Source organism: Vibrio chemaguriensis, from assembly GCF_012275705.1.
GTDB classification, from domain to species: Bacteria; Pseudomonadota; Gammaproteobacteria; order Enterobacterales; family Vibrionaceae; genus Vibrio; species Vibrio diabolicus.
In genome coordinates, this window is record NZ_SHOE01000045.1 from 1 (window position 1) to 10,850 (window position 10,850).

9 protein-coding genes are annotated in these 10,850 nt (G+C 43.2%); 2 read left to right on the forward strand and 7 right to left on the reverse strand.

Features of this window, described 5'->3' with window-relative positions; translation table 11 throughout:
* The first annotated feature begins 512 nt into the window (after positions 1 to 512).
* A complete protein-coding gene (gene dld / locus EX191_RS22300; RefSeq protein WP_109169012.1) occupies positions 513 to 2,219 on the forward strand; it encodes a D-lactate dehydrogenase in 1,707 nt (568 codons plus the stop codon).
* A gap of 60 nt (positions 2,220 to 2,279) precedes the next feature.
* Here the strand turns inward: dld and EX191_RS22305 are convergent, their stop codons facing one another.
* From EX191_RS22305 to EX191_RS22315, 3 genes are read right to left on the reverse strand one after another with little or no spacing between them, the layout of a single operon-like run.
* The gene (locus tag EX191_RS22305; RefSeq protein WP_046875380.1) at positions 2,280 to 2,753 is read right to left on the reverse strand and encodes a GNAT family N-acetyltransferase; all 474 of its coding nucleotides are present in this window, start codon (positions 2,751 to 2,753) and stop codon (positions 2,280 to 2,282) included.
* On the reverse strand, positions 2,746 to 3,669 hold the full coding sequence (locus EX191_RS22310; protein WP_193448518.1) for an ornithine cyclodeaminase family protein: 924 nt from the start codon (positions 3,667 to 3,669) through the stop codon (positions 2,746 to 2,748). Before EX191_RS22310 ends, EX191_RS22305 begins: the two co-directional genes overlap by 8 nt.
* A gap of 2 nt (positions 3,670 to 3,671) precedes the next feature.
* Positions 3,672 to 4,823 carry an alanine racemase gene (locus tag EX191_RS22315; RefSeq protein ID WP_193448519.1) on the reverse strand — a complete coding sequence of 384 codons (1,152 nt, stop codon included), beginning with the start codon at positions 4,821 to 4,823 and terminating at the stop codon, positions 3,672 to 3,674.
* Positions 4,824 to 4,935: 112 nt separating this feature from the next.
* On the opposite strand from EX191_RS22315, the gene EX191_RS22320 reads away from it, so the two are divergent.
* A complete protein-coding gene (locus EX191_RS22320; protein WP_134645709.1) occupies positions 4,936 to 5,847 on the forward strand; it encodes a LysR family transcriptional regulator in 912 nt (303 codons plus the stop codon).
* 87 nt (positions 5,848 to 5,934) lie between these two features.
* On the opposite strand, the gene EX191_RS22325 is transcribed toward EX191_RS22320, so the two are convergent.
* The 4 genes from EX191_RS22325 to EX191_RS22340 all read right to left on the reverse strand — a co-directional run bounded on the left by EX191_RS22325 (position 5,935) and on the right by EX191_RS22340 (position 10,339).
* The gene (locus EX191_RS22325; RefSeq protein ID WP_124007969.1) at positions 5,935 to 6,243 is read right to left on the reverse strand and encodes an AzlD family protein; all 309 of its coding nucleotides are present in this window, start codon (positions 6,241 to 6,243) and stop codon (positions 5,935 to 5,937) included.
* Positions 6,240 to 6,971 carry an AzlC family ABC transporter permease gene (locus tag EX191_RS22330; protein ID WP_167427542.1) on the reverse strand — a complete coding sequence of 244 codons (732 nt, stop codon included), beginning with the start codon at positions 6,969 to 6,971 and terminating at the stop codon, positions 6,240 to 6,242. The genes EX191_RS22325 and EX191_RS22330 overlap by 4 nt, the downstream gene beginning before the upstream one ends.
* Positions 6,972 to 7,288: 317 nt before the next feature.
* Positions 7,289 to 8,518 (reverse strand): alanine racemase, encoded by a 1,230-nt coding sequence (alr, locus tag EX191_RS22335; protein ID WP_193448520.1) that lies wholly within the window; start codon positions 8,516 to 8,518, stop codon positions 7,289 to 7,291.
* A 189-nt stretch (positions 8,519 to 8,707) separates the two neighbouring features.
* Positions 8,708 to 10,339 carry a methyl-accepting chemotaxis protein gene (locus tag EX191_RS22340; protein WP_012842212.1) on the reverse strand — a complete coding sequence of 544 codons (1,632 nt, stop codon included), beginning with the start codon at positions 10,337 to 10,339 and terminating at the stop codon, positions 8,708 to 8,710.
* Positions 10,340 to 10,850 lie beyond the last annotated feature (511 nt).

Here is a 10,850-nt window from a genome sequence, read left to right on the forward strand (position 1 = left end):
GAGTTATATCGCAATGTTTGTGTGTTATGTATTTTTTTTTTTTTTTTGTTTTTTATTTTTTTTTTTTTTTTTGAGATGTGTATAAGAGACAGATACACCAGCTTTCAAAGTCAAAATCATCGATTTTAAGACAATAACTCAACACTAATCGTTATGTTGGTGTTGAGTTATTGTTTCCATCTTCATTTCTAATAATTCTTATAAATTTAGAAGCTTAAGCTTTCTCCTTGTTTTATCACTAATATTGATAACAAGATACCTCGCACAACTGTTAACAAATGGTTTTGCTATTGTTTCTTTTAAGAAACGGTCTGTTTCTTACGTTAAATTTCTCAAATGTGAAAGATAAGTAACAGAAAAATAAAGAATTATTTTGTTTGTTGTTTATTGATTACGTATTGTTCGTCCGCCTGACATAGACGCCGAGAAATGGACTGCTTATAGTGGCTCAAACGCCCATTACCGTCACTAAACGGTGATGTGAGCGAAGTACAATAACGAGAGATACGGATATGAAACAAAAGCAGCTGATTGACGAATTTAAAACTATCGTTGGGGAAGAAAATGTCCTAACCGACGAGGTTAAAACAAAATACTACCGCTCGGGTTTTCGCTCAGGTAGTGGCACTGCGCTTGCTATCGTGTTTCCTAATACTCTTGTAGAACAATGGAAGATCATTAAACAGTGCGTTGAAGCAAACTGCATTATTATTATGCAGGCTGCCAAAACAGGTTTAACAGAAGGCTCAGCTCCAAGTGGTAATGATTATGACCGTGATGTGGTTGTGATCAATATTACCAAAATCAAGAAGATTCACTTATTAGATGGCGGTAAGCAGGCGGTATGCTTGCCTGGTGCAAGTTTGCACTCATTGGAAAAAGAATTGAAGGCGGTGAACCGAGCGCCGCACTCTATCATCGGTTCTTCATCATTAGGTGCCACTGTGGTTGGTGGTATCGCCAATAACTCAGGCGGTGCGTTAGTCAAGCGTGGTCCTGCTTACACCGAACTGGCGATCTATGCGCAGGTCGATAAGCAAGGCCAGTTACACCTGGTTAACCACCTTGGTATTGAAGGGTTAGGTGAAACGCCAGAAGAAATTCTGACAAACCTGCAAGAAGGAAACTTTGACCCAGCGAAGATCATTCATGACGAGCGAATGGCATCAGACAAAGAATACGATGAACGTGTTCGAGACGTGACTTCTGACATTCCTTCTCGCTTTAATGCCGATGAACGTCGATTATTTGAAGCCAGTGGCTGCGCTGGCAAATTGGGTGTTTTCGCCGTTCGAGTTGATAGCTACCCAGTACCCGAAAAAGAGCAGGTTTTTTACCTTGGCACCAATGATCCTGCGAAACTGACGAAGCTGCGAAAAGATTTCTTATCTACGTTTGAGAACTTGCCTGAGATGGGAGAATACTTGCATCGAGATATCTTCAACATGGCAGAGAAGTACGGCAAAGATGTCTTCTTATCCATCGACTTATTAGGCACAGATAAGCTGCCAAAAATGTTTGCACTTAAAGCTAAAGTAGAAAATTTCTTAGAGCGCGTCCCGTTTGTTAGTAAATACCTGCCGGATACCATTTTGTACTACGCGAGTAAGTTGTTCCCACAACATTTACCAGAACGAATGCTGGATTTCCGTGACAAGTATGAGCATCACCTGGTATTGAAAATGAGTGATGGTGGTATTGCTGAAGCGCAAAAATACCTCAAAGAAGTTTGGGCTGTTGAAGACGACTGTGATTTCTTCGAGTGTACGCCGGAAGAGGGTAAAAAAGCTTATTTACATCGCTTTGCAGCAGCAGGTGCAGCAATTCGTTACGAGACGATTCACCGAAAAGACGTAGAAGACATCGTTGCACTTGATATCGCTTTGCGACGTAATGATGAAGAGTGGTTAGAAACTTTACCAGAAGAAGTGAGTAAGAACCTTGTTCAAGCGCTCTATTATGGCCACTTTATGTGTTATGTATTCCATCAAGATTACATTTTCAAAAAAGGGACCGACACGAAGTTGATGAAAAAGCTGATGCTAGAACACCTCAATAGCCGTGGTGCTAAATACCCAGCAGAACATAATGTGGGTCACTTGTACGAAGCTGAAAATTCGCTGCAGAAGTTTTACCACGAGCTAGATCCAACCAACACCTTTAACCCTGGTATTGGCAAAATGGACAAATATAAGCGCAATTGTAACTGCTGTGCATAAGCATTGAATATTCATCAAGTCAACCTGGTGGAACACTATATGGCCGACCAGGTTGGCTTTTTACTCTTTGACGCTAAAAATCAACTCAATTTCATCATCAAGTCTTCTTCCTGTTGGGGTAAAACCAAGCTTTTGGTAAATATGGAGAGCATTCCCTTCCTCTTTATCCATTGTGGTCAGGGACACGCCTTGTAAACCGATAATGGAAGCGTATCGCTTACTAAAATTAATCGCTTGATTTCCCAATCCCTTTCCTTGAAAACGATGGTCAATCATGACGCGCCACACGTACAAATGATCCTTTTGAAAGTGATCATCGAACTTGTCGAGTAGTCTTGGATCGATAAGAGAGATGAGCCCTGCTGGCTTGTCGTCTAAATAAATGCCGTAACTGACGCTATCGTCGTTGAAACTCGCCTCTGCAAGCCATTCTGCGTTATTAGCAATGAGGTGTTTTTGGGACTCTTCCACGGAGAGGTCGATAATGTCATCGATGGTGTTACCGTTTATTTTTAAAAAGCTAACGTTATTCATGGTAATCTTCCTTGGATAGGTATTTATCTAAAACCATTTGCGCAATATAAAGATCTTGATAGGCAATTCCTGAGCTATCAAAAATAGTAATGTCGTTTTTGTTCCTTTCTTTTAATTGAAGCTTGTCACCGATCTGATAGATCTCTTTATCTGGCGCATGCTGGAACTCACCAATCGCTTTGGACTGAGATAAATAATCACAGTAGAGGGTGGTGTTCTCAAATAGCGATGGTGGAAGTTCCTGTTTTCCTATTTTATCTGCTCCCATTGCAGAAATATGAGTTCCAGGTTTTACCCATGAAGATTCAAACAAAGGAGCGGTGGACGCTGTAACGGTAACAATAATATCTGCGCTTTCACAGGCTTCTTGAGCGGATTTGATGTCTGTTGTTAACCCTTCTTTGCTTAGCTCTTGCGCTAGTTGGTTGGCGTTAGTCTGATTTCTACCAACAATCAGGACTTTAGATAGGTTCCTAATTTTTGAAATGGCAAGCGCTTCGTATTTAGCTTGATGGCCTGTGCCAAATAACGCGAGTACAGATGAATCTTGTCTCGCCAGTAGATCAACAGCGATGGCATCAGCTGCTGCAGTTCGGTAGGCATTGACCAAACTTGCTGACAAAATGGCTTTCATTTCCCCCGTATCCGGTGAAAGAAGAAAGATATGAGTGCCATGGTTTGGTCGCCCAAACTGATTATTACAAGGCCAATAGCTTCCCATTTTCCAACCAAGTAATTGATTTGTGCATGCTGATTTGAGTGAAAACATTGAGCCTTCGATCGGGCCTGATGCGTTAACGACCGGAAATATTGATGAGTGCTGATCTTGTACTGAAGAAAATGCCGCTTTGACCGCTTTGTATGCCAGCTCGTGAGAAATTAACGCTGCTGTCGTTTTTTCATCTAGATAAATCATGTTTACCACCCTGAAATACGTTGCCATTGCTCAATTTGACCCTCTACCAAGTCAAAGACATGGTATTTACTGTGCATCGCGCTTGTAGAGCATGCATGATTTGGGACGATGTGTAATCTAGAACCAATGGGAAAACATTCGAAGTCGATCTCGCTTCCAGAAGCCGCTTCGAGTATGCCGTGCTCTTGATTTACCTGCACGACTTTCAGTATTTGATTCTCTTGGCCGTTCGGTTGGAGAACCACGCCATAACATTGTTCGTCATGGCCTTTATCTAAAGAAAGAGCCATCCAACCAGCATCAACAAATATTTGCCCCCTCGATTTGTTGTGTCCAATAACACTACTTACTACTGAGATTGCGATATCGTTTAAGGTACACACTCCAAGCCGATGCATCACTAAGTCAAACAACGAATAGACGCCAGCTCTGACTTCTGTGATTCCACTTGTGTTTGTGTATGAGCATGCCGTCGGGGTAGACCCCACGCTGACTATTTCGCAGTAAATCCCAACCGACTCGAGGCGTTTCGCTGCAAGTTGTGCAGTCGCTACTTCATTACTGGCGGATTGGTTTAATGCTTCTCGAGACTTACAGTGGTAAGACTCACCTGCGTGGAGCATCACCCCTTTAAAATCGGCCAAACCCTTATCTAAGCTATTAGCCATTGCAATTAGGGCTTCGGAATCTGCACTTACACCACCTCGGTGTCCGTCGCAATCAATCTCTATCAGACAGCTAATAACACAACCACGTTCTTGACAGTAGGTGTTAACGAAATCGACTTGTTCCATGCTATCAAGTAAAACCACAATACTCATACCGCGTTTCAGTAGCAGTTCGACTCGCAATAGCTTTTCTTTTGATATGCCAACAGCATAGAGAATGTTTTTACAACCATAACTGGCAAGCTGTTCTGCTTCCTCAAGGGTGGATACAGTGATTGGGTCCTCTATAGAGTCAATTAAGTAAGGAAGCGCATCTAACGATTTTACTGTCTTAAAGTGGGGCCTTAGTGGTGTGCCTAGTTTCGACATATGACTGCGCATTTGAGTAAGGTTGCTCAAAAATTTTTGTTTGTCCAAATAGAGAAATGGTGTGCCAATAGCATTGTATTGTTTTTCTATATTAGGGTGTTCTGTATGCTTAATCATTTCATTTACCTAAGCTTGCAAAGTGAAATTAACTATTGATGAAATGATTATGAAGTAGGAAGAAGTTGAATTATATTAACAAAAATCTACTTATACATTAGGTTGGAAGTTAATGTTAACGACAGAAGATATTCGATTTCTTGTGGTAGTATCTAACCATAGAACATTGGCAGATGCGGCTCGTGCGCTCAATATAACGCCTCCATCAGTCACTCAGCGTATTCAACATATCGAAAAGAAGCTATCGCTTAAGTTACTTCAACGGCCTTCGCGCATAGTTAGCTTAACAGAAGAAGGGCGCGTTTTAGTCGATACAGGTAGTTCTATCCTTGAGGATTTGGATGAACTCACCGATAAACTCAATGAAAGCAGAGGGGATGTCAGTGGTCGTCTAAGAGTATTGGCGCCCCTTGGCTTTGGCAACGATGTGATAGCACCTTTATTAGGTGAGTATAAAAAAGCTCATCCGCGCCTAGAAGTGGAGCTAGAGTTATCAGATAAGCCAAACTGGGCCAACCATCATAAATGGGACATTATCATCTACATTGGTCACCTGGCGGATTCCAGCCTTAAGATGGTGAGTTTAGCCCCAAACAAGCGCTTTGTTTGCGCTTCGCCGGAGTATTTATCACGTTATGGACAGCCTGAAACTCCGCAAGATCTTAAGAGGCATCAATGTATTGCGTTGAGAGAAAATAATGAAGATGTCACGTTGTGGAGCTTTACTCATACAGTCTCAGGAGCCATAGAAAATGTTCGAATTCGTCCTTCACTTGCAAGTAATGAGGGCAGAGTGATTAAAGACTGGGCCTTAAGAGACTTAGGGGTCATCATGCGATCTGAATGGGATATTCAGTCACAGATTGATAGTGGTAAATTAGTGCGATTATTACCAGATTACGAGCTTCCAAATGCCGATATTGTTGCCCTCGTGAGTTCTGCTGCGCATGAGAGGTCAGCGCGAGTCACTGGCTTTTTATCTCTACTAAAAGAGCAATGCCAAAAAGCACCGTGGTTAAGTTGAGACTAAGTTGTTATGGTTAGTTTATAAGGCTCGGTTAAGCTCACAATCGAAGAATGTGAGCTTAAGTAATTATCTAGCTGAGGACGGTTAAAGAGCGCGTACCGCGGCGGCTGCGATGATGCCAGCTGCAATTGCGGGCAGAGGCTTTTTCACGATGAACATGACGACAGCAGTAGAAAAAAGTGCTGCTCTAGCACCGTAATCACCCTCAACCGCTAGTGGGGCTAAAAGGGCAACTAATACGGAACCTGACATCGCAGTGATGAAACGTTGAACCCGTTCGCTAATTGGAATAAATGACATAACATACACTCCGCCCCAGCGGGTTATGAGCGTGACTAACGCCATAGCGATGATGATAAGCAGTGTGCCACCTACGCTCGTTTCGATGTTCATGCTTTTTTCTCCTTCCAACAAGCACCTAAGACTCCACCAGTAATGGCGCCAACCACTACGTGGCTATTCTCTGGTAAATACCAATACGCCAACATAGAAGAGGCTGCTGCTGTGGCCCAAATCGCAAAGATCCTTAAGTCTTTCGGCCCTGCCACCACCATAGACAGCAGGAAGCATCCCATAACCATATCGAGCCCGAGGCTCACCGGGTCTTTGATTGCGTTACCAAAATAAATGCCGATCCAGGTGCCAACAATCCAAAACGACCACATCGCTAAGCCGCCGCCAACAAGCAAACCAAAACCTGGTTCTTTTCTACCAAATGCATTGAGTGCCATTGCCCAGTTTGCGTCTGATGCTACCAGCATTACACCGTAACGTTTTGTCGGTGGGAGTTGTCGTAACCATGGATAAAGCGTAGCGCCCATCAAGAGGTGACGAGCATTAATAGCAAATACAGTAATAAGCACTGGAATCAGAGGTACTTCTGCTCCCCACATTTCTAGCGTGGCAAATTGTGAAGCACCGGCGAAGACCAGTGTGCTCATCAACATAGTGGGAAATACATCTAACCCTGTTTGTACGGCGGCAACACCGAATGCGAGGCCAAATATGACCACAAACATGGACAGAGGTAAAAGTTGGGTGAAACCGTTCCACACGTCGATCCGGGTAAATTCGTGCAACTCCGATGAGGAACGCTGAAGATGTTGAGTATTTTCTGTCATAGAGATACCTAGCCAGCAGGCCAAAAGGGCAGTGCCATATGAATGCGTTTGTTATTCTTTTGTAAACTTCATGTTTAACATCAATTGAAATGGCTTTCAAACACTAAGTGCTATATAAAAAAACAAGTATACCTGAACGATTTTAAGATGAAGGGGTTAGAGGATTTGTCACTTGCTAGGGTTCAAGGAAAGTAACGCAACGCAAATAGCAAGCTCTGTTCAATTGAGAAGAGCACGGATTGTTACAGATTAGTATATGAGTAGGAAAGCGAGCACGAGGCTCGCTTTTTCGTTCTGTTACGAATAACTGAAAGGGTTTATTTTACGTAGACACGAGGGTTCGCAGTACCCCAAACCGTGTATAGTTCTGGGAAGATGACCTCTGCATGTTTTTCCATTTCTGCTGCCGAAATCGTTTTGCCTTGCTGAGAGCCAAACAGTACAACTTCAGAACCAGGCTCAACATCTTTGATACCTGTAATATCAACCATGGTGGTGTTCATTGAAGCCACACCTGCCACTTTTGCTCGTTGGCCATTGATCAGTACTTCTGCCGTATTGCCCATTTTTCGTGGGTAGCCATCAGAGTAACCAACAGGAATGTTCGCCATTAGGCTTTCTTTGCTCGTTTTGTAGCTGCTGTCGTAACCGACAGTGCTATTTTTTGGCAGGTGGTGAACGGATGCCACGCGTGTTTTGAAAGACACGATAGAAGGGTACTCAGGGTTGGTTGGCAGATCACCGTATAAAACGCCACCAGGACGAACCATATCAAGCTGTGCTTCAGGAACATTAAGTGCAGTGTAAGAGTTGGCCACGTGCAGCAAAATATCTTCGCGTTTTAGGCCCGCTTCTTTAATCAGCCATGCAGAGCTGTCTTTGAACGAAGATAACTTTTGACGAACTTCGTCTGCATTGTAGTTAGGGAAATGAGTCATGATGCCAACAATATTAACGCCAGCTTGTTGAGCGATTTCTAGCGCTTCTTGCTTGCCCGCTTTTGTCGTCATATCAACGCCATTTCGTCCCATACCACCGTCGTTAAGAGCAAGGTGAACTTTGATTTCTTTATCCGCTTTCTCTGCTAGCTTAGACAGTGCTTTGGCTTGCTCTTCAGTACCAATCAGCTCTTCGATATTTAGGTCGATTGCGGCTTCGATCTCGCCAATATCCGCCGAGCGTACACGCATAAGTTGACCTTTAAAGCCACTGTCGCGAACGGTCTGTGCTTCGGCGTTACTTGCAATGGCAACGCAAGGAATTTGTTGTTCGATAATGGTTGGCATCAGGCCCGCGATGCCATTACCGTATGCGTCGGCTTTCATTACGGCGCAGATTTTCGTTTTGCCATCCATGTGCGACTTGAACTGCTCAATATTATCGCGGAATTGACCTAAGTTTATTTCCAGCCAAGCGTTAGCGCCTTGAACTTGCTCTGCTTTTACTACAGTGTTGCTAATTTGAAGAGGGGCAGCAGTAGCTTGCATCGCAGGAGCAACGGTTGCAGCAGCGATAGTCAGTGATAGTAAGGTTTTATTTAAGCGCATAAAGTCTCCGTACGCGTTTTTTGTATTGGTTATGTTATTGAGTACTTGGGGAAAGTACCTGACGAAGTAAAACGCTCCAAGTAGTGCTTTGGAGCGTTTTTGAAGATCTTGATTCAATATACCTCAGTGATTGTACTCAATTTGTGCAAATCGAGGTTGATTCAATATCAACTAAGGTATCAACTGAGTTTAACTCAGTTTAAAGCGGCTCATTACATCTTTAAGAGAAATTGACAGCTGGCTTAGCTCACGACAAGCCTGTGCGGTTTGCTCTGAGCCCTGTGATACTTCTTGAGATGCCAAGTGTATGTTTTCAATGCTGCGGTTAAGCTCTTCTGCAACAGAGTCTTGCTGGTTACAAGCCGTGGCGATTTGGGTGCCCATGTCTGAGATATCAGAAATCGAGTGTTCAATGTCGCTCATCAGCTGTTTTGATTGAATGCCTTGCTCTGCACATTCTGAGATACTGGTTCTAGAAAGTTCTGTCGCAGATTTCGCGTCTTTTGCAAGCGATTGTAGCTGTTCAATGATCGACGTAATTTCGCTGGTTGAATCTTGCGTACGGCCTGCAAGCGTTCGAACCTCGTCTGCAACCACGGCAAAACCGCGACCAGACTCACCAGCACGCGCAGCTTCAATGGCTGCATTAAGAGCAAGTAGGTTGGTTTGATCGGCAATGTCACGGATAACATCAACAATAACGTTAATTTTATTCGATTGCTGTTCAAGCTCTGCCACAGTATCGCCCGCAGCACCAATTACGTTTGAAACTTCATGAATCGCGTCAACCATGCCTTGCGTTTCACGAACACCATGTTGTGTACGACGGTTTGCTTCGTTAGCTTGGTTCGCTGAATCTTCAGTATTACGTGCAACATCGGCTACTGCTGCTTTCATTTCTGTCATTGCCGTAGCAATGTGTGTGATTTGCAGTTGTTGATCTTTCATACCAGACGCAGAAATATCAGAGATTTGATTCATCTCTTCTACTGCACTGCTTAACTGTGTGACCGCAGCAATCACGTTGTCGATAACTTGGCGCAAGTCATCTTGCATCTTAGTGGTCGCATCTGCCAGCTCACCTAGCTCGTCATTGCCGATGGCTTTACGATCGATGTCGTTTGATAGGTCACCTGTTGCGATGGCATTTGCTTGCTCGACAACAAGTTTTAGTGGGCCACAAATAAGGCGTGTCAGCACGTACGTCATGCCTACCATGATAAGCAGAATAATAACGTTGCTTGCAATTGACGAGTTACTCAATCCATTTACAGAAGAAAGAATATGAGTTTTGTTACTGTCCATAGCATTTTTAAGTAGACGGATCAGTTCACCGAGCTCAGAGTCAACCGCTTCGAAAGCAGGTAAAGAGTTCGCCAAAATAGGGTGGGCCTTGCTTTTGTCGTTGGCTAGCATCGCTTCGTTGTACTGATCCATAGTGACCAAGTACTTTTTCCACTGACGCATAAGGCGCTGGTAAGTTTGTTGCTCTTCACCAGGCCAAATCGTTTCACCGTAAGAATCGAGCTCTTTGCTGATCTTTTCACGTTCGCGAATGTTGCTGGCAATTTTGTTTCTGATTTGGTCTGCGTCTTCATAAGTGTATGTCGCAAACTGAGCACGGCGCCAGCGAGACAAGTGATCTCGGATCGAATCTACCCTTTCCATAGCAGGAAGCGTATCATCGGTATAGTTTAAAAGCTCAGATTTAATGCTTTTGAGCTCTGTAGATAAAAATACGCCAAACGCAATGTTGACGATGGCAATGAGTAAAAACGATAGCGATATCTTTTTCGCTATAGAAAGATTCTTGATAGACATTAGTGATATACCTTGTTTTTCTTATGGTGTGTCGCCAAAGTAAACCACGTCCTTATATGTGATATATGTCCATTAAATTACTGCAACGAGTGTAAGCTATCATTATTTATTGATATTTTCGATAATGAATTGAGCTTTTTTTGAAAATAAAAAATGTCAATGATTTTATAAAGGTACGACCACATTCGATGCAAAGTTATCGGTAACAAAATATGATATTTCGTGTGAAACAGTGCCAAGAGTAGGGGCTCCAATTGTTACAGATGTTACAGAGCTGAAGAGAGTGGTGACTACGATCCGCGTTAGTCAGGCGTTTACAAGCTAAGCAGTTATGGGCATCAACATGTGTGTGACTTAGAGTTGATGAAAGCTAACGAGTGTTTCTTGGCCTAATTGAATGCCAATTGTACCGTCTGGATCGCTTTTTAAGCACTTAAATCAAAAAGATAAAATTTATTGTTGACCAGATAAATTAATCCGTTAAAGTACGCCTCGTTCTCACGGCAAAGGT

Bases quoted from the DNA above. Each gene is read 5' to 3' on its own strand.
- EX191_RS22340 (WP_012842212.1), bottom strand. From the start codon at position 10,339: ATGTCTATCAAGAATCTTTCTATAGCGAAAAAGATATCGCTATCGTTT.
- EX191_RS22330 (WP_167427542.1), bottom strand. From the start codon at position 6,971: ATGACAGAAAATACTCAACATCTTCAGCGTTCCTCATCGGAGTTGCAC.
- dld (WP_109169012.1), top strand. From the start codon at position 513: ATGAAACAAAAGCAGCTGATTGACGAATTTAAAACTATCGTTGGGGAA.
- EX191_RS22315 (WP_193448519.1), bottom strand. From the start codon at position 4,823: ATGATTAAGCATACAGAACACCCTAATATAGAAAAACAATACAATGCT.
- EX191_RS22310 (WP_193448518.1), bottom strand. From the start codon at position 3,669: ATGATTTATCTAGATGAAAAAACGACAGCAGCGTTAATTTCTCACGAG.
- alr (WP_193448520.1), bottom strand. From the start codon at position 8,518: ATGCGCTTAAATAAAACCTTACTATCACTGACTATCGCTGCTGCAACC.
- EX191_RS22305 (WP_046875380.1), bottom strand. From the start codon at position 2,753: ATGAATAACGTTAGCTTTTTAAAAATAAACGGTAACACCATCGATGAC.
- EX191_RS22320 (WP_134645709.1), top strand. From the start codon at position 4,936: ATGTTAACGACAGAAGATATTCGATTTCTTGTGGTAGTATCTAACCAT.
- EX191_RS22325 (WP_124007969.1), bottom strand. From the start codon at position 6,243: ATGAACATCGAAACGAGCGTAGGTGGCACACTGCTTATCATCATCGCT.